22 protein-coding genes are annotated in these 22,435 nt (G+C 59.4%); 5 read left to right on the top strand and 17 right to left on the bottom strand.

Annotated features, from left to right (window positions below; translation table 11 throughout):
* Window positions 1-65: 65 nt before the first annotated feature.
* The 3 genes from IM290_RS08185 to tctD form a co-directional block, all read right to left on the bottom strand.
* Window positions 66-608 carry a YfaZ family outer membrane protein gene (locus IM290_RS08185; RefSeq protein WP_003859436.1) on the bottom strand — a complete coding sequence of 181 codons (543 nt, stop codon included), beginning with the start codon at window positions 606-608 and terminating at the stop codon, window positions 66-68.
* A gap of 128 nt (window positions 609-736) precedes the next feature.
* Window positions 737-2,146 (bottom strand): sensor histidine kinase, encoded by a 1,410-nt coding sequence (locus tag IM290_RS08180; protein WP_023295078.1) that lies wholly within the window; start codon window positions 2,144-2,146, stop codon window positions 737-739.
* Window positions 2,133-2,807, bottom strand: a complete 675-nt coding sequence (gene tctD, locus IM290_RS08175; RefSeq protein ID WP_193042312.1) for a transcriptional regulator TctD — start codon at window positions 2,805-2,807, stop codon at window positions 2,133-2,135. The genes IM290_RS08180 and tctD overlap by 14 nt, the downstream gene beginning before the upstream one ends.
* 152 nt (window positions 2,808-2,959) lie before the next feature.
* Between tctD and IM290_RS08170 the strand changes: the two genes are divergently transcribed.
* Genes IM290_RS08170 through IM290_RS08160 form a run of 3 tightly spaced genes read left to right on the top strand, consistent with a single transcriptional unit; the run spans window position 2,960 to window position 5,909 of the window.
* Window positions 2,960-3,940, top strand: coding sequence for a tripartite tricarboxylate transporter substrate binding protein (locus tag IM290_RS08170; protein ID WP_193042313.1), 981 nt, complete (start codon window positions 2,960-2,962; stop codon window positions 3,938-3,940).
* A gap of 11 nt (window positions 3,941-3,951) precedes the next feature.
* Entirely contained in the window at window positions 3,952-4,383 is a 432-nt protein-coding gene (locus IM290_RS08165; RefSeq protein WP_003859443.1) for a tripartite tricarboxylate transporter TctB family protein, read from the top strand.
* A gap of 11 nt (window positions 4,384-4,394) precedes the next feature.
* Complete coding sequence (locus IM290_RS08160) at window positions 4,395-5,909, top strand: tripartite tricarboxylate transporter permease (protein ID WP_104469198.1); 1,515 nt, start codon at window positions 4,395-4,397, stop codon at window positions 5,907-5,909.
* On the opposite strand, the gene menE is transcribed toward IM290_RS08160, so the two are convergent.
* The 8 genes from menE to IM290_RS08120 form a co-directional block, all read right to left on the bottom strand.
* The gene (gene menE / locus IM290_RS08155; protein WP_045349096.1) at window positions 5,910-7,271 is read right to left on the bottom strand and encodes an o-succinylbenzoate--CoA ligase; all 1,362 of its coding nucleotides are present in this window, start codon (window positions 7,269-7,271) and stop codon (window positions 5,910-5,912) included.
* Window positions 7,268-8,233, bottom strand: coding sequence for an o-succinylbenzoate synthase (menC, locus tag IM290_RS08150; RefSeq protein ID WP_193042314.1), 966 nt, complete (start codon window positions 8,231-8,233; stop codon window positions 7,268-7,270). Before menC ends, menE begins: the two co-directional genes overlap by 4 nt.
* Complete coding sequence (gene menB / locus IM290_RS08145) at window positions 8,233-9,090, bottom strand: 1,4-dihydroxy-2-naphthoyl-CoA synthase (RefSeq protein WP_003859452.1); 858 nt, start codon at window positions 9,088-9,090, stop codon at window positions 8,233-8,235. Before menB ends, menC begins: the two co-directional genes overlap by 1 nt.
* Window positions 9,087-9,863, bottom strand: coding sequence for a 2-succinyl-6-hydroxy-2,4-cyclohexadiene-1-carboxylate synthase (menH, locus tag IM290_RS08140; protein ID WP_193042315.1), 777 nt, complete (start codon window positions 9,861-9,863; stop codon window positions 9,087-9,089). The genes menB and menH overlap by 4 nt, the downstream gene beginning before the upstream one ends.
* A complete protein-coding gene (gene menD, locus IM290_RS08135; protein WP_193042316.1) occupies window positions 9,860-11,530 on the bottom strand; it encodes a 2-succinyl-5-enolpyruvyl-6-hydroxy-3-cyclohexene-1-carboxylic-acid synthase in 1,671 nt (556 codons plus the stop codon). The genes menH and menD overlap by 4 nt, the downstream gene beginning before the upstream one ends.
* Before the next feature lie 88 nt (window positions 11,531-11,618).
* Window positions 11,619-12,914, bottom strand: a complete 1,296-nt coding sequence (menF, locus tag IM290_RS08130) for an isochorismate synthase MenF (RefSeq protein ID WP_017693007.1) — start codon at window positions 12,912-12,914, stop codon at window positions 11,619-11,621.
* An 86-nt stretch (window positions 12,915-13,000) separates the two neighbouring features.
* Window positions 13,001-13,306: a stress response protein ElaB gene (gene elaB, locus IM290_RS08125; protein WP_017693006.1), complete on the bottom strand. Its 306-nt coding sequence runs from the start codon at window positions 13,304-13,306 to the stop codon at window positions 13,001-13,003.
* A gap of 50 nt (window positions 13,307-13,356) precedes the next feature.
* Window positions 13,357-13,821 carry a GNAT family N-acetyltransferase gene (locus IM290_RS08120; RefSeq protein ID WP_023295084.1) on the bottom strand — a complete coding sequence of 155 codons (465 nt, stop codon included), beginning with the start codon at window positions 13,819-13,821 and terminating at the stop codon, window positions 13,357-13,359.
* 71 nt (window positions 13,822-13,892) lie between these two features.
* On the opposite strand from IM290_RS08120, the gene rbn reads away from it, so the two are divergent.
* Window positions 13,893-14,810 (top strand): ribonuclease BN, encoded by a 918-nt coding sequence (gene rbn, locus IM290_RS08115; protein WP_111962576.1) that lies wholly within the window; start codon window positions 13,893-13,895, stop codon window positions 14,808-14,810.
* A 64-nt stretch (window positions 14,811-14,874) separates the two neighbouring features.
* On the top strand, window positions 14,875-15,879 hold the full coding sequence (locus IM290_RS08110; protein WP_023304150.1) for a chemotaxis protein: 1,005 nt from the start codon (window positions 14,875-14,877) through the stop codon (window positions 15,877-15,879).
* 164 nt (window positions 15,880-16,043) lie between these two features.
* Here IM290_RS08110 and nuoN read toward each other — a convergent pair whose 3' ends face one another.
* The 6 genes from nuoN to nuoI form a co-directional block, all read right to left on the bottom strand.
* Window positions 16,044-17,501 (bottom strand): NADH-quinone oxidoreductase subunit NuoN, encoded by a 1,458-nt coding sequence (gene nuoN, locus IM290_RS08105; RefSeq protein ID WP_193042317.1) that lies wholly within the window; start codon window positions 17,499-17,501, stop codon window positions 16,044-16,046.
* Between the two features lie 6 nt (window positions 17,502-17,507).
* The gene (gene nuoM / locus IM290_RS08100) at window positions 17,508-19,037 is read right to left on the bottom strand and encodes an NADH-quinone oxidoreductase subunit M (RefSeq protein WP_003861498.1); all 1,530 of its coding nucleotides are present in this window, start codon (window positions 19,035-19,037) and stop codon (window positions 17,508-17,510) included.
* 149 nt (window positions 19,038-19,186) lie between these two features.
* A complete protein-coding gene (gene nuoL, locus IM290_RS08095; protein ID WP_003861497.1) occupies window positions 19,187-21,028 on the bottom strand; it encodes an NADH-quinone oxidoreductase subunit L in 1,842 nt (613 codons plus the stop codon).
* Complete coding sequence (nuoK, locus tag IM290_RS08090) at window positions 21,025-21,327, bottom strand: NADH-quinone oxidoreductase subunit NuoK (RefSeq protein WP_003861496.1); 303 nt, start codon at window positions 21,325-21,327, stop codon at window positions 21,025-21,027. Before nuoK ends, nuoL begins: the two co-directional genes overlap by 4 nt.
* The gene (nuoJ, locus tag IM290_RS08085) at window positions 21,324-21,878 is read right to left on the bottom strand and encodes an NADH-quinone oxidoreductase subunit J (protein WP_003861493.1); all 555 of its coding nucleotides are present in this window, start codon (window positions 21,876-21,878) and stop codon (window positions 21,324-21,326) included. The genes nuoK and nuoJ overlap by 4 nt, the downstream gene beginning before the upstream one ends.
* Window positions 21,879-21,888: 10 nt before the next feature.
* Window positions 21,889-22,431 (bottom strand): NADH-quinone oxidoreductase subunit NuoI, encoded by a 543-nt coding sequence (gene nuoI / locus IM290_RS08080; RefSeq protein WP_003861491.1) that lies wholly within the window; start codon window positions 22,429-22,431, stop codon window positions 21,889-21,891.
* Window positions 22,432-22,435: the final 4 nt, after the last annotated feature.

Here is a 22,435-nt window from a genome sequence, read left to right as displayed (position 1 = left end):
CTATAGCGCAATCGAAGACCGTGGGAAGAGAGAAACTGGCGCGACTGAACGCCGCGCCGAGAGGATTAGAAACCGGCGCTAACGCCGACGTACGGACCGTCTGCCAGGGCGTTGTCGCGGTTGCCGTCTTTACCGGCCAGGTTCAGATAGCGATAGCCCGCTTCGATGGTGATCGGACGCATGATGGTCCAGCGCGCGCCGGCATTAGCTTCCTGATAGCTGTCGATACCGCTGGAGAGGGAATCCGGGGAGTAGTAGTACTCACCGAACAGGCCAAAGCTGTCGCCAATTTTCCACTGCAAGCCGCCACCCACTGCCGCCGCGTAGCCTTCGTCGCCGTCGTTCGGGTTGGTGTAAATGCCTTTACCGCCGACGGTCGCCAGGAAGGGACCCAACGGCACGTTGAAGCCGAGGCCCAGGCTTGCCGCATCCCCATCGTCGTCGTTGTGCGTCCAGCCGCCGGTCATTGCCAGGCCTGCGCTATCCGTGCCAAGACCAAAGCCCAGATGGGTATAATCTTGTCCCGCCGAGCCGTTGAAGGAAATTGCGTTTGCCGCTGCTGAAACAAACATCAGGCCGCTTAAGCCCATTAATGCCACTTTTTTCATTGTCGTGATCCCGCACAATTTATTCAGAGATGTCCAAAACCGCGAGATTTTAACCTGACTGCCTGTGTGATCAATGGACTCCGCGTGCGGCGGGCAATTAGTTTGTAACGATTTGATAATATCGGCATTTATACCAGCATCAGAAAGCGCATTTTCACGCTCAGCCCACCCAGATTTTCACTGGGCATCAGCTGAAGATGGCTGCGGTGCAGGCGGGCAATATCGTTAGCCAGCGCCAGGCCAATGCCGGACCCGGCGGCATCGCCCACGTTATCCAGCCGATGAAACGGCAGCATGGCCTGGGAGATCTGGTCTTCAGCAATGCCCGGTCCGCTGTCCTCCACGCTCAGCTCAACGGCATCGTTAGCCGTGCGCAAGTACACCGTCACGACGCCCTGCTCCGGTGTGTATTTGATCGCGTTCTCCAGCAGGTTGGCGCAAAGTTCGCCCAGCAACACGTCATCCCCCTCAATCATTACCGGCTGCTGTACGCCGTCATAACCGAGATCGATACCCTTGCTGCGCGCCTGCGCCAGCCGGGAAAAGCAGCAGTTTTGCACCACCTGTACCAGATCGACAGGCGCAAACTGTCGCTCCCCCTGCTCTTTTCGCTTCACCGCCGAAAGCTGCAACAGCCTTTCCGTCAGCACGATGGTGTTATCCAGCGTGACGTTCATCGCCCGTAAGCTCTCCTGCCACAGCGCCGGATCGTTACGCGTCAGGGCAACCGATACCTGGGTTTTCAGCACCGCCAGCGGCGTTTTGAGCTGGTGTGAGGCGTCGGCGTTAAAGCGCGCCTGCCGCGAAAGTACGCCGCGCAACCTGTCGATATAGCGGTTAAATGCCACAATCAGCAGCCGCGTTTCCGACCAGGGCAGCAGCTCCGGCAGCGGGGCCAGCAGCCCGGGCTCACGGCGCACCATCAGCGAAGAGAGCTGCCGCATCGGGCGCAGCACACGACGCAGCAGCCACGCGGTCAGGACCAGCGTCAGCAGCACCAGCAGCCCCTGCGACACGAGCGAGGAAAACAGCAGCTGAGTGGCCAGATAGCGCCGCGACTGCAACGTTTCGGCGACGTAGATCTCCGCCATCCCGAACACACTGTCCTCGTTAACCGGCTGGAGCAGCTTCGCCACGCGGATCGCCTGCCCGCGATACTCGGTATGATAAAACCACGCCAGCGCCGGATAGTGTGTAGTGCGCGACGTGGAGGGAGGCATATTCGGCAGATCGTCGTAGCCGGAGATCGTCCGCCCGTCAGGGTCCACGACCTTGTAATAGAGGCGATCGTTCATGTTCAGCTCGAAGCTGTCGAGCACGACCCACGGCACGTTCACCTGGAGTTTACCATTGTGCACCACCAGCCGCTCTGACACCGTGCGCGCCGAGGATAACAGCGTGCGGTCATAGGCCTGCGTCGCCGCCTGTAGCGCGCTAACGTAGCTGTTAAAGGCTGACAGCCCCCATAACAGCAGCAGCGGCAAACCCAGAAAAAGCAAAAGTTGCAGGTAAAGCGACTGCGGCTTAACCCACTTCATCGCCGCACTCCAGCACGTAGCCCAGCCCCCGGAGGGTGGTGATCCGCACCCCGCTGCCGGTCAGCTTCTTGCGCAGGCGGTGAATATAGAGATCGATGCTCTCGGGGCTGACGTCGTCGTTCAGGCTGAACACCTGGTCGAAAAGCTGTTGCCGGGAGACGGGACGGGTCCGGCGGTGCATCAGCACCTTCAGCAAAGAGAGTTCGCGCGGCGTGAGGGAAAGGGATTCATCGCGCAGCAGAAAAAAGCCTTCATCATCGTACTCCAGCTCTCCCAGCCGCTGGCGCTCCTGGGTTCGTCCTTCGCTGCGGCGCAGCAGCGCGCGCAGGCGGGCATCAAGCTCCTCCAGCTCGAACGGTTTCGGCAGGTAGTCATCCGCCCCGGCATTCAGCCCCTTCACCCTGTCTGCAACGTTGCTGCGGGCGGTAAGAAACAGCACCGGCAGCGTCTGCCCGCGCTTTCTCAGGCGATGCACCACCTCCAGCCCGTCGAAGCCGGGCATGCCGATATCAAGGATCGCGACGGCATAGTTTTCTCCCTGCAAAAGATGATCGGCCGCCCGTCCATCGTTAACGCAATCCACGGCAAATCCGTTTTGTACCAGCGCTTTTTCCAGCCAGTGAGCCAGCTCACGATTATCTTCCGCCAGTAAGAGACGCATATCACATCCTGTAAAGTTGGTGTCGCAGTGAAAGGGAAATGAAAGGTTATTGTTTTAACAATCACGCAACGGAACCGCTACAAGGTGGTTCACATAATCAGAAAAAATACACCCGTACCCGTACTCCCGGTTCTCCGGCGTGAGGATAAACGATGAAAAAACAATTACTTTCTACCCTTGCTGCAAGCGTATTGCTGTTGAGTGCCTCTGTCGTCCAGGCGCAGGACGCGCCATCCCGTACCGAATGTATCGCCCCGGCCAAACCCGGCGGCGGCTTCGACCTGACCTGTAAGCTGATTCAGGTCAGCCTGCTGGAGACGAAGGCCATTGAGAAACCGATGCGCGTTACCTACATGCCCGGCGGCGTGGGCGCGGTAGCCTATAACGCCATCGTCGCGCAGCGCCCCGCCGAAGCGGGCACCGTGGTGGCCTTCTCCGGCGGTTCGCTGCTGAACCTGTCGCAGGGGAAATTTGGTCGTTATGACGTGAATGACGTGCGCTGGCTCGCCACCGTAGGCACCGATTACGGCATGATCGCCGTGCGCGCGGACTCTCCGTGGAAATCCCTGAAAGATCTGCTGACCGCCATGGAAAAAGATCCGAACAGCGTGGTCATTGGCGCGGGCGCCTCTATCGGCAGCCAGGACTGGATGAAAGCCGCGCTGCTGGCGCAGCAGGCCAAAGTGGATCCGCACAAGATGCGTTACGTGGCCTTTGAAGGCGGCGGCGAGCCGGTGACGGCGCTGATGGGCAATCACGTCCAGGCGGTATCGGGCGATCTCAGCGAAATGGTGCCCTACCTGAGCGGGGATAAGATCCGCGTGCTGGCGGTCTTCTCGGAAAACCGTCTGCCGGGCCAGCTGGCAGACGTTCCAACCGCCAAAGAGCAGGGTTATAACCTGGTCTGGCCGCTCATCCGCGGCTTCTTCGTCGGGCCAAAAGTGACCGACGCCGAGTACCAGTGGTGGGTGGATACCTTTGCAAAACTTCAGCAAACCGAGGAGTTCAAAAAACAACGCGATCTGCGCGGGCTGTTTGAGTTCAACCTGAACGGCAAGCAGCTGGACGAGTATGTCAAAAAACAGGTGAATGACTACCGCGATCAGGCGAAAGCCTTTGGTCTGGCGAAATAACCGGAGGCGCTATGAGCGATCGCATTTTTGCCGGGATTTGGCTGCTGCTCTGCATTGGCGGCATGTTCGTCGCCTGGCAGATCCACAGTGAATACAGCTATGAACCCGTGGGGCCACGCCCCTTCCCCGTCGGCATTGTCGGCCTGATGCTGCTCTGCTCGGTGGCGCTGCTGCTGCGCCATCCGGATACCGTGGAGTGGCCGCCACGCCGTACGCTGCAACGTCTGCTGGTAATGGTAATTGTTCTGCTGATGTATGCGTGGGGCTTTGAGTGGCTCGGCTTCCCGATTGCCACCGCCCTGCTGACGATGGTGATTGGCATACTGTTTAACGCCTCGCTGCCTGCGGCGGGGATCTCCGGGGTCGTACTGGGCATTTTACTCTGGTACGCCTTCGACCGCCTGCTGGACGTGACCCTGCCGCTCGGCGCATGGTTTAACTAACGGAGCACGCTATGGATACCTGGATCTATCTCTCTCAGGGGTTCGCGGTAGCGATGACCCCGGAAAACCTGGTGATCGCCCTGATCGGCTGTTTCGTCGGGACCATCGTCGGCCTGCTGCCGGGCCTTGGCCCTATCAACGGCGTGGCGATTTTACTGCCGCTGGCCTTTGCGCTACACCTGCCTGCGGAATCGGCGCTGATCCTGCTGGCGACGGTTTATATCGGCTGCGAATACGGGGGGCGTATTTCCTCGATTCTGCTTAACGTGCCCGGCGATGCCGCCGCCATTATGACCGCGCTGGATGGCTACCCGATGGCGCAGCAGGGGCGCGGCGGCGTGGCGCTCTCTATTTCTGCCGTCAGCTCGTTCTTTGGCTCCCTGATCGCCATTGGCGGCATCATCCTCTTCGCCCCGGCGCTGGCCCAGTGGTCGCTGGCGTTTGGACCGGCCGAGTATTTTGCCCTGATGGTGTTCGCCATCGCCTGTCTCGGCAGCATGATGGCGCAGAATCCGCTGAAGTCGTTTTTGTCTGCGTTGATTGGCCTCAGTCTGGCCACCGTCGGCGTGGATGCCAACACCGGGGTTTATCGTTTTACCTTCGACAGCGTTCATCTCTCCGACGGCGTGCAGTTTATCGTCGTGGTGATTGGTCTGTTCTCTGTCTCAGAAATCTTACTGATGCTGGAGCATACCAGCAGCGGGCAGACGCTGGTGCGTAAAACCGGACGTATGCTCTTTAATGCCAAAGAGGGGGCGCAGTGTGTGGGCGCCACCCTGCGTTCGTCGGTGATCGGTTTCTTCGTCGGCATTCTGCCCGGCGCGGGGGCTACTATCGCCAGCGCTATCACCTACATGACCGAGAAAAAGCTGAGCGGTAACAGCGACAGCTTCGGCAAAGGCGATATCCGCGGCGTGGCAGCGCCGGAGGCGGCGAATAACGCCTCGGCCTGCGGCTCGTTTATCCCGATGCTGACCCTCGGCGTGCCGGGCTCCGGCACCACGGCGGTAATGATGGGCGCGCTGACGCTCTATAACATCACCCCGGGTCCGGCGATGTTTACCGAGCAGCCCGATATCGTCTGGGGTTTAATTGCCGCCCTGCTGATCGCCAACGTGATGTTGCTGGTAATGAACATCCCGCTGATCGGCCTGTTCACCCGCATGCTGACCATTCCCCTGTGGTTCCTGGTCCCGGCCATCGCCGCCGTCTCTGCGGTTGGGGTGTACGCGGTGCACAGCACCACCTTCGACCTGGTGTTGATGGTGCTGCTCGGCGTGCTGGGCTACATTCTGCGCAAGATGCACTTCCCGATGTCGCCGCTGATTTTAGGGTTTGTGCTGGGGGAAATGCTGGAGCAGAACCTGCGCCGCGCCCTCTCCATCAGCAACGGCAACATGGGGATCCTGTGGGAGAGCAGCGTGACGAAGATCCTGCTGGCAATGGCGATTATGGTGATTGTCGTGCCGCCGGTGCTGCGCTGGGTCCGCCGACGCCAGCACAAACCGCAGCCGGATATCGGTTGATTAGCCCCTCAACAGGGCATTGACCCACTGCTTTAACGCCTGGCGGGAGATTTTAATCCCGCCATTTTTCAGTTCTGACGGCAGCGCCAGCCAGTGTACCGGCTGCTCAAAGCGCGCCAGCCTGCCCTGAACCCACTCCGGCAGCAGCGTGATATCCGTGCCCGGCTCGCATTCCACTACCGCCACCGGACGTTGCCCGTACTCGGCATCATCCAGCGGAACGACAAACGCCTGGCTTACCTGCGGATGCGTGGCGATAACGCGCTCCAGCGCTTCGGGCTGGATCCCTTCTCCACCGCTGAAAAAGAGATTGTCCATTCGGCCCAGAATGGTCAGGCGTCCGTCATGCCACTCGCCGCGATCGCGGGTGGCGAACCAGCCCTGCTCATTGACCAGAGGCAATAATGCGCCGTCTCGCCAGTAGCCCGCCGCCATGCTTTCCGCCCGGATCCAGACTTCACCATTCACCACCTGAACGTCTCTGCCCGGCAGCGCGCTGCCCACGTCCGGCGCGCCGTCGGCCTCTTTGGCGCAGACGGTGGAGGCGAACTCGGTCAGACCGTAGCCGCAGAACGTACGGATCCCCTGCTCGCGCGCCTGTTCGGTCAGCGCAACGGGGATTTCCGCCCCGCCGAGCAGCACGGCTTTCAGCGCGACGGGATGGTGTGAATTAAGCAGCCGCCACAGCTGCGTTGGCACCAGCGAGGCGTGGGTACAGCCCTGTAGCGCCTGCTCCAGCGGCTGTTTTTCACGCACGGTGAGACGGCCTCCGCCCTGCAACCAGCGCCACAAAATCCCCTGACCGGAGACGTGAAACAGCGGCAGAGAGAGCAGCCAGTCATCGCTACCGCCGTAAGGCATCAGCGCCAGCACGCCCTTTGCGCTGGCAAGGTGGGCGGCACAGGTGTGCACCGCCGCTTTCGGCAAGCCGGTGGAGCCAGAGGTGAGCGTCATTGAGGCCAGCCGTTCTGCCCGCCACGTCACGCCGCCCTGCCCCTCGCCCTCTCTTAATACCAGACCGGGCAGACCGTCATACTCACCGTTAAGCACCAGCGCAAAGCGCAGGGTCATCTGCGGCAGGAGGACGTCCAGCAGCGGACGGGGAAGCTGAGGGTTCACCGGCAAAATGCGGGCGCCGCACTGAAGCAGCGCCAGCCAGGCCAGCAGGGTCTGCGGGTGGTTGTGGGCGAGCAGCATGACGCCGTCACCGTCCGTAACGCCCTGAGACTGAAAACCGGCTGCGAGACGATCGATACGCTCGCCCAGCTGAGACCAGCTGAGCGTTATATCGTCTAAACGCAGCGCGGATTTATCGGCACGCCGGGTGCGCCAGTACCGCCACGGCCAGTCGGTAAAACTCATCGCAGTGGCTCCAGCGCCCCGACGTCGAGGCACGACAAGGTGCTGCCAGGCCACTGGCGAATCAGCTGGGCCTGCATCAGGTTTAGCGTATCGAGACCGGGAACGGTGTCCGGCGTTAACCATGCAGCGATGCGCGCCAGCTGCGTCAGGCCGAGGCTGGATTCGATGGATGAACTGATCACCGCCGTCAGCCCTGCGGCATGGGCCGCCGCAACCTGCTCGCGCACCTTGTCGAGGCTGCCGGTCAGCGTTGGCTTAATCACCACGGCCCTGACGCCCGGCTCGGCGGCAAACGCGAAATCGGCTTCGCGCAGGCTCTCATCCCAGGCAATGGCAATGCCGGTTTCCCGGGCAAAGGCGCGCGAGTCGTCGCGCGTTTTGCACGGCTCTTCGAGAAACGCGATGCGGCTGCGGTACGCCGGGTTGACGTACTTCGCAAACTGTTGCGCCCTGAGCGGCGTCCAGGCGCGGTTGGCGTCCAGGCGCAGGTGTAGATCGGGAATGGCTTCCAGTAACAGGTTAACCACCATTCCGTCGCGCACTGCTTCGTACAGGCCAACCTTTATTTTCGCCACCTTCTCGCCAGGCATCGCGGAAAGGAGCGCGAAAAGTTCATCCGGATCGCCGGTACAGAGCGGCGCGGCGCAATAGTTCGCCGCGTCTGGTAAACTGCCGTCCAGCTCTGCCAGCGCACAGCTGATGCCGAACGCGGCGGAAGGAACGTCCGGCAGCGCCGGATCTGCTCCCTCACGCCATTCGTACGTCCAGGCCATCAGCGCAGCCTGCGCCTCGTCCAGCGTTTCCAGGCTAAAACCCGGAAGCGGGGCGATTTCGCCCCACCCTTCCCGCTCGCCCTGCCGGAGATGCACGCAAAAGCCGTCACGGGTTTTTAACCGCCGTTCACGCAGCACCACGCCCGCGTCCATCGGTATCTGCCAGCGGTAAACCTGCGCGCAACGCATTACGGGTTCCGTTTGTATTTGCTGAAGTCCGGCTGGCGTTTTTCGTTGAACGCGTTGCGCCCTTCCTGACCCTCTTCGGTCATATAGAACAGCATGGTGGCGTTACCTGCCAGCTCCTGAAGGCCCGCCTGACCGTCACAGTCGGCGTTGAGGGCCGCTTTCAGGCAGCGCAGCGCCATTGGGCTGTTTTGCAGCATTTCGCGACACCAGCGCACGGTCTCTTTTTCCAGATCGGCGATCGGCACCACGGTGTTAACCAGCCCCATATCCAGCGCTTCCTGGGCGTTGTACTGACGGCACAGGAACCAGATTTCGCGGGCTTTTTTCTGACCGACAATGCGCGCCATATAGGACGCGCCCCAGCCGCCGTCGAAAGAGCCTACTTTCGGGCCAGTCTGACCGAAAATGGCATTTTCCGCCGCGATCGTCAGGTCACACATCATGTGCAGCACGTGACCGCCGCCGATGGAATACCCTGCCACCATCGCGACCACCGGTTTTGGACAGGTACGGATCTGGCGCTGGAAATCCAGCACGTTCAGGTGGTGCGTGCCCGCATCATCCTGGTATCCGCCGTAGTCACCGCGGACTTTCTGATCGCCGCCGGAGCAGAAGGCTTTCTCCCCTTCCCCGGTGAGGATGATGACGCCGATAGTGTCATCGTAGCGGGCATCCGCCAGCGCCTGGATCATCTCTTTTACGGTCAGTGGACGAAACGCGTTGCGCACCTGTGGACGGTTGATGGTGATTTTGGCGATACCATCGGCGGATTTGTGGTAACGAATGTCGGTGTAGCCTTCGGAGCAGTCCTGCCATTCAACCGGCGCGTAAAGCATGTGTTCATCAGGATAGATCATAGCGTGTCCTTTGTTCGATAACGCAGTATCTGAGCCAGACTCGCGGCAACCGCGTCCGGGTTGTCCCGGTGGGCGTTGTGTCCGGCGTGAGGGATAGCATGACGCGTGGCGTTAAGTTCAGCGGCGATAGCTGCAAACTTCCCGTCACGTTCGCCATAGAGAAAGTCAAAAGAAAAGTCACGCGCGGTGAGCGCGGGCCGTAAATCAGGCTGAACGGCAAGCGAGGTGGCTTCCAGCATCTCTGCCAGCCTCGGGCCGTTGTTCCGGCTGCGCAGCGCGATCAGCGCCCTGCGCTGATCATCCGTAAGTGAGGCAAAGACCGGCTGTTGATACCAGTCGGCAAAGACGGCCTCCAGCGGCTCACTGCGAAACCGTGACGCCCATCGGCGGTCAGAGATCAGCCGGGCCTGGCGCGCATCGGCGTCTTGCAGGCCCGGGTGCCCACCTTCCACAATCACCCCGTCTAACCCCGCAGGATGCTGGCAGGCATGGAACATCGCAATGCGGCCGCCGAGGGAGTACCCCACGAGCCAGTATCTTAGTATGTTGTAACTAACAAAGGTATGCGAGAGCAATTCACTTACCTCTGCAAACCCCGTCACGCCCGTATCCGCTGAACCACCGTGCCCGGGCAGGTCAAGGTAGAGCCGGGGGTAGTCATGCAGCGACGCCCCGACAGCCTGCCACTCGCGACAGTCGCCGGAAAAACCGTGCAGGAAAACCAGCCAGGGGTAACCTGGTTTTCCTGGCTGGGAGACGCCTGCGAGGATCACAGGTGACTCACCTGCGCAAGCAGATGTTGCAGCTTCTGCGCGCCGTCAGCATCGTTTACCACCAGCTCAATCAGCGTCGCGCCAGGCTGCCGCCAGGCGGTGTTCAGCGCCGTCTCCAGCGCGTCCCAGTTTTCCGGGCGATGGTACTTCAGGCTGAACATGGCGGCGGCGTGTTCGAACTGCACGTTTTGCGGCATCAGATAGAAGCGCTCACGCTCGCTTTGCGGCGTCGGCAGCAACGAGAAAATCTGCCCGCCGTTATTGTTCACAACAATCAGCACGAACGGGGCCGACGCCTGACGCAGGAGCGCCAGCGCATTGAGATCGTAGAGCGCTGAGAGATCCCCCACAATCGCCAGCGTGGATTTCGCGCTGGCCCGCTGTACGCCAGCGGAGGTGGAGATCAGGCCGTCAATGCCGCTCGCGCCCCGGTTGCTGTACACCGGATATCCCTCCGGCAGCTGCGAAAAGGCGTCAATCAGGCGCACCACCAGGCTGTTACCGACAAAAAGTTGTCCCTGTTCGGGAAGATATTTGCGGATACGGTGCGCAAGCCCGGCTTCACTGAACGCCTCGCACTGCGCTTTTGTGAGTTCCCACGCCTGACGTGACAGCGCCGGGATCTCCGCCGCCCAGGGTTTGCGTTTTTCCGCCGGATGCAATTCCAGCCAGCTGTCAATGTTGCTCACCAGGCGGCGGCCGCGATGGTGCGCCGGGTCAAGGCGTCCTTCGAGCGGATCCACCAGCCAGTACTCTTCTGGGGTACAGGTGGCCTGCCACTGGAGCAGACGCTTCCCCGTCAGGCTCGATCCCAGCTGGACGACAATCTGCGCCTGTGCCAGCTCGGTAACCGCTTTCGCGTTACCCAGCCAGAGGTCGGCGCAGGGCAGCGGCTGGCCCGTCTGGGAAAGCACGTCACCAATCAGCGGCCAGCCAAGCGTTTGTGCCCACTCCGCCGCCAGCTTGCCTTCCGCCGCACTCATCCGCCCGGCAATCACCACGCCGCGCTTCTGGCGCCAGAAGAACCAGTCGCGCTGTTTTGCGCTTTCCAGATGCGTCTGCTCGCGCAGCCAGGGTTTTTCGCTCTCCCACCAGTCACCCAGCTGCTGTTGCCAGACGAGGCCAGTATCGTTCATTTCGCCGTACAGCGGCTCGGCAAACGGGCAGTTAATGTGCAGCCCGCCGCTGCGCAGTGCGTTCATGGCGTGGTCGAGAGTTGAGACCAGCCAGCTGGCGGGAATGTCCTGAGTGGGGCGCGGCAACGAGACCGTCTGTGAAGGATGCGAGGCAAAAATGCCAGGCTGACGAATCGCCTGATTAGCACCGCAGTCAATAAGTTCCGGGGGACGGTCGGCAGTGAGTAAAATCAGCTTTTCGCCGGTTAATCCCGCTTCTATCAGCGCCGGATAGAGGTTCGCCACCGCCGTGCCGGAGGTGACTATCACCGCCACGGGCGCTTTGCTGACTTTCGCCAGCCCGAGCGCCAGATGGCCCAGACCCCGCTCATCAAAATGGGTGTGGTGAATAAAAGCCCGGTTTTCCGCGGCAGCAAGGGTGAGCGGCGTGGAGCGAGAGCCCGGGGCAATACACACATGCCTGACACCATGACGGGTCAGGGCTTCAAGGATCACCGCCGCCCAGCGTCGGTTAAAAGAACTTACTGACATGAGATTGTCCAGTATCAAGAATGCGACACAGTATAAATAATAGAAAAAGTCAGAATTTTGATATGAATCGGGATTGCACGAATCAGTATTAATCCCTTAGGAGAAGGGAACGCAGCCCGGCGGCCTTGTTTTCGATCTCCTGCCACTCCTGCTCCGGATCGGAGCCGCTGACGATGCCCGCCCCCGCATAAAGACGCAGCGCAGCGTCGTGAACGCGGGCGGAGCGTAATGCCACACAGAATTCGCTTTGATCGCGCGATAAATAGCCCGCCGACCCGGCGTACCACTCCCGGTCAAACGGCTCCACTTTCGCAATAAATTCTCGCGCCGCCTGTCGCGGCAGCCCGGCCACCGCCGCCGTCGGTTGCAGAATATGCAGGCACTGCTCGTCGTCAGGCTGTTTAAGTTCGGTCCAGATACAGCGGCGTAAATGCTGCACCTTGCGCAGACGCAGCACCTGCGCAGGCAGGATCTCCAGCGTCCGGGTATGGTGCTGAAGACGCTGGCAGATATCTTCCACCACCAGCATATTTTCCCGCTGATTTTTGTCGTCATTCATCAGCCAGTCGCCCAGACGCTGGGCCTGCTTATCGTCAGAATGGCTGGCGACGGTGCCTGCCAGCGCTTCAGTGCGCAGCAGCGTGCCGCGTCGCCGCCACAGGCGTTCAGGCGTCGAGCCGAGGAACGCGTTGCTGGCGTCAAAGACCATACAAAAATGATAGCAGTTGAGGTTTAGCGCGCGGCTGGCAGCCATCAGCGCGATGGCGTTCACGGGCTGCTGGCAATGCACGTCTGTAGCACGTGCGAGGACCACTTTCTCAAAATCGCCGCGAGCAAGGGTATCCGTCGCCTGACGAATCAACGCCAGCCATTCCGGTTTTTCCGGATGATGGGTTTCCTGCACAATCTGCACGGACAACGGGCGGATCGGCGCGGCGTCGCGCAGGTTATCGACAAAATTCAGCGCCTCACGGGCATCTTCCCGCAGCGACGTTTCGCTCCACAGTTGCAGACGCAGCGTGGCGACCCCGCCAGACCGTCGCCAGAGAAGGCGCGGTAAAAACAGCTTGCCCTGCGCCGGGTTGAAGGCGTTCAGGCCGCAGATACGGGTGTCATTGGCTACGTCGTGGGTGTGCAAAAACCGCGAGGCCGAGGCCAGAGAATCAAAATGGGCGAGGCTTCCGAGCGCGGCAAGTTCTTCATCGCCGCTGCGCTGTTGCCAGTAAAACTGAGGATAGCATCGCTGCACACCGAGCCAGGCCAGCGGATCGAAGGCGTCGTTTAACGGGAAAGAGACATCGAAATGGCGTAAACCGGGTGTAGCTGGCAACGCTTGCGCAAGCTGAGTACGCAGGCTTTGCAGCGCGAGGAAAATCGAGTGCACGCGAACCTCTCCCTGTTAAAGCCTTATATTATACGGGGTACTGACGATAAATAGCAGTACCCACGTGTAGGGAGTGGTTTACCGGCTTAACGACGGGCTAACAGCAGACCCAGCACCAGCCCTACGGCCGCACCGACCCCAATGCCCTGCCACGGTTTTTCATGCACATAATCGTCGGCACGATAAACCGCCTGCTTGGCGCGGTAGTAGTAATTGTCGGATGCGTTACTGACGCGGTTTTTCACGTCATGCAGCGCCTGCTCGGCGCGGGCTTTGAGCTCAATGTACTTCTGATCGGCAGGATCGCCTGAAGAGCGCAGCACTTCTTCCAGCGTTTCGCTTAGCAGTGTCAGGTCGTCGTCGACTCGGGTATCCCAGGATTGAAATGACATATTTTTCTCCATGTTAGTACACCAGTCCGGTAACTATAGACAACGTATTGCTATTGCGCCTGTTTCGCTTCGCGTGCCATGCCGATGTGTGGGATGCCGTCTTCGTCGTAAATGTCCGTGACCGGGGTGAAACCAAAATGGCCATAGAATGATTGCAAATGCGCCTGCGCGCCCAGGTATAACGCCTTGTCCGGCCACTGTTTCTGGCATGCGTCCAGCGTTTTTTCCATCAGCTGATAGCCCAGCTTTTCACCGCGCGCGCGGCCGCTGATAATGACGCGGCCAATGACGACAGGGTCAAAATCCTCTTCGCTTTTCAGAATCCTCGCATACGCCACCAGCTCGTTATCGCGCCAGCCGAGGATGTGCCGGTTCTCGCCGATCAGGTCATCGCCGTCGATATCCTGATACGGGCAGGTTTGTTCAACCACAAAGACTTCGCAGCGCAGCTTGAGCAGGGCGTAGAGTGAATGCACGGTCAGTTCGCTGTGGTGTAGATCTTGCCACTGGATCATGTGTTTCTCCTTCCTGGTGTTCATCACGTTATACTAAACCCCTTCCCATTCGGCAAAGGGCTGATTGCGTTATGGAACTGATTTTTCTGGGTACGTCCGCCGGGGTGCCAACCCGCTCACGAAACGTGACGGCGATTCTGCTGGATCTTAAGCATCCTACCCGCGGTGGGCTGTGGCTGTTTGACTGCGGCGAGGGTACGCAACATCAGCTGCTGCATACCTCATACCACCCGGGGAAAGTGGATAAAATATTTATCACCCATCTGCACGGCGACCATCTGTTTGGCCTGCCGGGCCTGCTGTGCAGCCGTTCGATGGCCGGTAACGCTAACCCGCTGACCATTTATGGCCCCGCGGGTATTCAGGAATTCGTTGAAACCACGCTGCGCCTGAGCGGCTCGTGGACCGATTATCCGCTGGAGGTGTTAGAGATCGGCGAGGGTCTGGTGTTCGATGACGGAGATTACCTGGTGCGCGCTTACCCGCTTAACCATCCGGTGGAATGCTACGGCTATCGCGTTGAGGAGCATGACAAGCCCGGGGCGCTGAACGCCGCCGCGTTGCAGGCCGATGGGGTGAAACCAGGCCCGCTGTTCCAGCGTCTGAAGCACGGCGAGACCGTCACGCTGGAAGACGGGCGCGTCATCAACGGTCAGGATTACCTCGCCCCACCGCAGCCGGGCAAAAATCTGGCTATTTTTGGGGATACCGCCCCCTGCCCTTCGGCGCTCAGGCTTGCCAGAGGTGTAGATGTGATGGTGCATGAGGCGACGCTGGAAGCGGCGATGGAAGAAAAAGCCAACAGCCGGGGGCACAGCTCTACGCGTCAGGCGGCGCAGCTGGCACGTGAGGCTGGCGTCCGGAAACTGATTGTTACTCACGTCAGCTCACGCTATGACGTCCGCGGCGCTGAAAGCCTGCTGGCAGAGTGCCGGGAAGTATTTCCGGCATGCGAGCTGGCGGAAGATTTTGCTCAGGTCAGCGTTTAGTCCTTCATTTTTCCCTCAGCGTGCCGATAACGATTAAAAGGCCAGCATTTCTCTTGAGGGTAGAATGGATAATTTCCAGAAAGATATTGATGACAGGGCAAACCTGACCCTGTCCAACCGTTTTGAACTGTTGCTGTTCCGTCTTGGCACCTCTCTGAACGAAAATAAATCCGAGCTGTTCGGCATCAACGTATTCAAATTGCGCGAAATTGTGCCGATGCCGACCTTCACCAAACCGGCGGGAATGAAGTCTCCGCTGATGGGGATGGTGAACATTCGTGACCAGGTGATCCCGGTGATCGATCTGGCCGCCGTCGCCGGCTGCAAACCAGCCACCGGGCTGAACATCCTGCTGATCACCGAATATGCCCGCAGCGTGCAGGCGTTTGCCGTAGAATCGGTGGAAAACATCATGCGTCTGGACTGGAAGCAGGTGCACGCCGCGGAAACCGCCGTCAGCGGTCGCTACATCACCAGCATTGCCTGTCTGGACGAGAAGACCGATACCAACGATCTGGCGATGGTGCTGGACGTGGAGCAGATCCTGTACGACATCACCCCGGCGAACCACGATCTGCACGCCACCCATCTGGAAACCACCAAATTCAACATCAAGCCTGGCTCTGTCGCGATTGTTGCAGAAGATTCAAAAGTAGCGCGCTCAATGCTGGAGAAGGGATTGCAGGCGATGGAGATCCCGGCCCAGCTGCATATCACCGGCAAAGACGCGTGGGAGAAAATCACTCAGCTGGCCGCGCAGGCACAGGCCGAGGGCGTTCCCGTTACCGATAAGATTGCCCTGGTATTAACCGACCTCGAAATGCCGGAGATGGACGGCTTTACGCTGACGCGCAAAATCAAATCCGACCCGGTACTGAAAGATATTCCGGTGGTGATCCACTCGTCTCTTTCCGGCAACGCGAACGAAGATCATATTCGCAAAGTGAAGGCGGACGGCTATGTGGCGAAGTTTGAGCTGAATGAGCTGTCGTCGGTGATTGAAGAGGTGCTGGATCGGTCTATGAAGAAGATTGACGGGCCGTTGATTAGCCGCAAGCAGCTGGCTTAGTCGGGTGGCGCTACGCTTACCCGACCTACAGGACCCGTAGGCCCTGCAAGCGTAGCGCCGCTGGGCATGTTTTACTCTGTGCGGGCTGGTGCCCTCACCCCGGCCCTCTCCCACGGGGAGAGGGAGAAAACAATAAAAAACCCGCCGAGGCGGGTTTTTTGTTTTTACATCAGCGGCATCGCGCGCTGCACGATATCAATCAGCGGCTGCGGATAGATACCGAAGATCAGCACCAGCAGCGCGGAGATCAGCACCACGATACCGCCGGCGCTGTACTGCCAGTTGGACGGCGCATCGCGGTTGAGCTGCTGAGGCGCGCTCAGGTACAGGCTCACGGCAACGCGCAGGTAGTAATAGAGACCAATCGCGGAGCCGATAACGACACCCGCCGTCAGCCACCACAGACCCGCCTGCACACCGACGGCCAGCACGTAGAACTTACCGATAAAGCCCAGCGTCATCGGGATACCCGCCAGAGAGAGCATCATCACGGTCATTACCGCAGACAGAATCGGACGGTGCCAGAACAGACCACGGTAGGAGAACAGGGAATCCGCATCCGGGCCACGGTACGGGCTGGACATCAGGCTCACCACGCCGAACGCGCCGAGGCTGCTGAACAGGTAACCGGCCAGATAGACGCCCACGGTTTCCATCGACATCTCACCGCTTTGCAGCGCAATCAGCGCCACCAGCAGGTAACCCAGATGGGAGATAGAGGAGTAGCCCAGCAGACGCTTGATGTTGGTCTGGCTCAGCGCCATCAGGTTACCGAAGATGATGGAGACGAACGCGATGATGCCCAGCACCACGCGAACCGCTTCGCTGTCACCCACCGGGGCGTACAGGAACAGACGCATGACCACACCGAAGATAGCGATTTTGCTCGCCGTCGCCAGAAAGGTCGAGACCGGAGCCGGAGCGCCCTGGTATACGTCTGGCGTCCACAGGTGGAACGGAACCAGAGAGAGTTTAAAGCCAAGGCCAACAATCATCATGCCCAGACCCGCCAGCAGCAGCGGCTCATGCAGCATGCCGTCGCCGAGGCTCTTACCGAGCGCCATGAAGGAGAGGTTCCCCGTCTGTGCGTACAGCAGCGCGATACCGAACAGCAGGAACGACGACGCGGCAGCAGACAGGATCGTGTACTTGATACTCGCTTCCAGAGAGCGCTTCTGGCGGAAAGCGTAACCAATCAGGCCGAACAGCGGCAGTGAGATCAGCTCAATACCGAGGAACAGCGCGGCCAGGTGGTTCGCGTTCGCCAGCAGAATACCGCCCAGTGCGGCAATCAGTACCAGCAGGTAAAACTCTTCTTTGTTGTCGTTGTAACCTTCGAGCCACGGGTACGCAAAGGTACAGGTTGCCAGGCTCGCCAGCAGCACCAGACCGGTGTAGAGCATGGCGTAACCGTCAACGCGCATCAGCGGCGTGACGTCCATCGCTCCCGCCTGGCCAACAAACCAGAGGGAGACTAACGCAGCGTTCAGACCCAGAACGGACAGGGTCGCATTCAGGAAGTGATTGCGTCGCCACGCAATGGAGAGCATCACAACCACCACCGTCAATCCGACGATCAGCAGCGGTAGCAGCGCGATCAGTTGTTGTGGAGTTATTGTCATGGCGAATTACGGCCTTGTAGTAGAAGCAGAATTAACAAACCACTGCTGGATGTTACCCATCGCGGAGTGCGAGGTATCCAGAATCGGCTGCGGATAGAAGCCCAACAGCACCAGCAGTACGACCAGCAGCAGGATGATGAACAGCTCACGCAGCGACATCCCCGGCAGTTCTTGTGCAGCAATTTCACTCTTCGCTTTACCGAAGTAAGCGCGGTGCAGCATCGCCAGCGAGTACACGGAGGCAAATACCAGACCAAAGGTGGAGATGACGGTGATCGTCGGTACCACGTTGAAGCTGCCGAACAGGATCATAAACTCGCCGACGAAGTTACCGGTACCCGGCATACCCAGAGTCGCCACCGCGAAGAACATGGAGAGCGCCGGCAGCCATTTCATTTTGCCCCACAGGCCGCCCATCATACGCATGTCGCGGGTATGCAGACGTTCGTACAGCTGACCACACAGGATGAAGAGACCGGCAGCAGACAGGCCGTGCGCAATCATCTGGATCACCGCGCCCTGGTACGCCAACTGGCTGCCGGTGTAGATGGCAATCAGCACGAAGCCCATGTGGGAAACGGAGGTGTAAGCAATCAGACGTTTGATGTCGTACTGCGTGAAGGCCATCCACGCACCGTAGAAGATACCGATCACGCCAAGCCACATGGCAATCGGCGCGAACTCTGCGGAGGCGTTCGGGAACAGCGGCAGGGAGAAACGCAGCAGACCGTAGGCCGCCGTTTTCAGCAAGATACCCGCCAGGTCAACGGAACCCGCCGTTGGCGCCTGAGAGTGCGCGTCCGGCAGCCAGCCGTGCAGCGGTACGACCGGCATTTTCACCGCGAAGGCGATGAAGAAGCCGAGCATCAGCAGGTATTCCACGCCGTGGGACATCGGGGTCTTCAGCAGATCTTCATAGTTGAAGGTCCAGACGCCGGTCGCATTGTAATGCACGAATACCAGCGCCAGGATGGCAATCAACATCACCAGACCACTCGCCTGGGTGTAGATGAAGAACTTGGTGGCCGCCGTGATACGCGTTTTACCGTCGGATGCCTTGTGGCCCCACAGCGCGATCAGGAAGTACATCGGCACCAGCATCATCTCCCAGAAGAAGAAGAACAGGAACATGTCGATGGCCAGGAACACGCCGATCACGCCGCCCAGGATCCACATCAGGTTCAGGTGGAAGAAGCCCTGATATTTTTCGATTTCTCGCCAGGAGCAGAGTACCGCCAGAACGCCGAGCAGACCGGTCAGCACGACCATCAGCAGTGACAGACCGTCAATCGCGAGGTGGATCGTAATACCAAAACGTGGGATCCACGGCAGAATGAACTCAGACTGCCACTGCGGAAGGCCCGCAGACTGAGTCAGTGAGTAGCCACCCTGCAACCAGAGTTGCAGACCAAGCGCGAGCGTCAATCCCATGGTGATCAGCGCGATCCAGCGCGGCATCTTCACGCCAAAGCGTTCGGTCTGCCAGCACAGGAAGCCGCCGATGAAGGGAATTAATATTAGCCAGGGTAGTAACATGGCGATTTACATTCCTTTTTAAGGCCCCCAGCAGGGGCCTGATTTTCAACGAATTCGAATAAAATTCACGTTTGAGTGCGGGGCCTTTTGCCCGGTGGCGCTTCGCTTACCGGGCCTACGGTCCGTAGACAATCCCCGCTAACTCAAAATCAACGCAACACCATCAGCAGCGCCAGTACGACAACCGCACCGATGCTCATGGACGCCACATACCAGCGCAGATAACCGTTCTCGCTGAACAGCAGGCCTTTACCTGCAAAGCGAGAGAGGATCGCGGGGATATTCATCAGGCTGTTCAGTGGATCGCGCTTCAGCAGCCACGCAATACCCAGGAACGGCTTCACGAAGATCATGTCGTACAGCCAGTCGAAGCCCCATGCGTTGTACCACCAGGTGCCCAGCAGACGGCCCGGCGCGCTGTTGGCAACGGCAGTCACCAGCGTGCGTTTGCCCAGCCACAGCCATGCGGCAATCAGGATGCCCGCGATAGCCACTACGCCGGAGGTGATTTCAAGCGTCAGAACGCGACCGTGCTCAAGCTCGGTTGTCGCCGGCAGTACGCCCTGCAACGGTGGCACAATCATCGCGCCAACGAAGGTGGACAGGACCAGCAGCACAATCAGCGGCAGGTGGTGGGTAATCCCCTTCCCTGCGTGAGCGTGAATTTGTTCTTTACCGTGGAAGACGATGAAAATCATACGGAAGGTGTACAGGGAGGTCATAAACGCACCGACCAGACCCGCAACCATCAGATTGATATGACCATTCGCCATGGCGCCCGCCAGGATTTCGTCCTTACTGAAGAAGCCTGCGGTAATCAGCGGCAGTGCCGCCAGCGCCGCGCCGCCTACCAGGAAGCAGACATACACCAGCGGGATAGACTTACGCAGTCCGCCCATTTTGAAGATGTTCTGCTCGTGGTGGCAGGCCAGGATCACCGAACCGGATGAAAGGAACAGCAGCGCTTTAAAGAACGCGTGCGTCATCAGGTGGAAAATGGCGGCGTCCCACGCCTGAACGCCCAGCGCCAGGAACATGTAACCAATCTGGCTCATGGTGGAGTACGCGAGCACGCGCTTGATGTCGGTCTGCACCAGCGCGGCAAAGCCTGCCAGCACCAGCGTAACCGCACCGACAATACCCACCAGATGCAGAATTTCCGGGGTCATCAGGAACAGGCCATGGGTACGCGCAATCAGGTAGACACCGGCGGTGACCATGGTCGCGGCGTGGATCAACGCGGAGACAGGGGTTGGACCCGCCATCGCGTCGGCCAGCCATGTCTGCAACGGCAGCTGCGCGGATTTACCCACAGCGCCACCCAGCAGCATCAGCGTTGCCCACCACAGCATGTTGTTGCCTGCTTCGAAGTGCGCCGGCGCCAGTTCCACCATTTCGCGGAAGTTTAGCGTGCCCAGTTCGTTGTAAAGAATGAACAGCGCGAAAGCGAGGAACACGTCACCCACGCGGGTCACGACGAACGCTTTCATGGCCGCTGCGCCATTCTTCGGATCGGTGTAGTAGAAACCGATCAGCAGGTAGGAACACAGACCCACGCCTTCCCAGCCCAGATACATCAGCAGCAGGTTATCGGCCAGCACCAGAACCACCATGCTGGCGATAAACAGGTTGGTGTAGGCGAAGAAGCGGGAGTATCCCTCTTCACCGCGCATGTACCAGGAGGCGAACATGTGGATCAGGAAGCCGACGCCGGTAACTACGGAGAGCATGGTCAGAGACAGACCATCCAGCACCAGGTTGAAACCGATGTTGAAGTTACCGACCGACATCCAGTTCCACAGCGGTACGCTGTAGGCCTGACGTCCATTGTTAAAGAAGTCGATACCCGCATACGCTGTGACCAGCGCAGCCAGGCCGATAGAGCCAATGCCCACGGTGGCAGACAGATTCTCAGACCAGCGGCCGCGAGAAAACGCCAGCAGCACGAAGCCAATCAGCGGAAAAATAATGGTTAAGGCAAGCATGTTCATCCACGCAACTCACTTACTGAATCGATGTTCAGGTTCTGGCGGCGACGATGGAGCTGTAGCAACAGCGCCAGGCCAATACTCGCTTCAGCAGCCGCGAGGCTGATGGCGAGAATGTACATCACCTGACCATCGGTCTGGCCCCAGTAGCTGCCGGCGACCACAAAGGCCAGCGCGGAAGCGTTGATCATGATTTCCAGACCGATCAGCATAAACAGCAGATTGCGGCGGATAACCAGACCAGTTAAGCCCAGAACGAATAAAATCGCAGCGAGGATCAGTCCATGTGTTAAGGGGATCATGCGCGTTCCTCCGTTTTTCTTTTCGCGCGGTCGTCAGTGCGGTTGCTCAGCACCTCGCCGACACGCTCTTCGCGGCCAACGTGGAAGGCCACAACCAGACCCGCCAGCAGCAGCATTGAGGCCAGCTCAACCGCCAGAACGTACGGACCAAACAGGGTGATACCCACGGCTTTCGCGCTGATTGGCGTCCCGTCGATACCCTGGTCGTTGACGCCCAGAATGGCGTAAACAATCACCGCCAGCATGATGGCCGACAAAATTGCCGGACCAATCCACACCTGCGGTTTTAACCACTGACGTTCCTGCTCAATTTCAGAGCCGCCCAGGTTCAGCATCATCACCACGAACACAAACAGCACCATGATGGCCCCGGCGTAGACGATGATTTCCAGCGCACCAGCGAAGTGCGCGCCCAGCGCAAAGAACACCCCGGAAATAGCCAGCAGCGAAATGATTAAATACAGCAGCGCATGCACCGGATTGGTGTGCGTGATCACTCGCAGCGTAGCCAGGATGGCGATAAGGCCACAGATATAAAAAGCGAATTCCATTGCCCTCTCCTTACGGTAACAGGCTCTTGACGTCGATAGGCTTAGCTTCGTTCTCTGCTTCGCCTTTATCTTTGCCGTCGATTGCCATACCCGCCATCCGGTAGAAGTTATATTCCGGGTATTTGCCCGGACCGGAAATCAGCAGATCCTCTTTCTCGTACACCAGATCCTGACGCTTGTACTCACCCAGCTCGAAGTCTGGAGTCAGCTGAATCGCCGTGGTTGGGCACGCTTCTTCACACAGACCGCAGAAAATGCAGCGTGAGAAGTTGATGCGGAAGAACTCAGGGTACCAGCGGCCGTCTACCGTCTCTGCTTTTTGCAGAGAGATACAGCCCACCGGACACGCTACCGCACACAGGTTACAGGCAACGCAACGCTCGGAACCGTCCGGGTCGCGCGTCAGCACGATACGTCCACGGTAGCGCGGCGGCAGATATACCGGCTCTTCCGGGTACATCCGGGTTTCGCGTTTGGCAAACGCATGCAGGCCGATCATCCAGATACTGCGTACCTGAGTGCCGAAACCTACCAATAATTCTTTTAAGGTCATGATC

It is taken from the genome of Enterobacter cloacae complex sp. S1 (assembly GCF_014930525.1).
GTDB classification, from domain to species: domain Bacteria; phylum Pseudomonadota; class Gammaproteobacteria; order Enterobacterales; family Enterobacteriaceae; genus Enterobacter; species Enterobacter hormaechei_C.
Note: the sequence above shows the minus strand (reverse complement) of the source record. Positions and strands in the feature narration are given on the sequence as shown.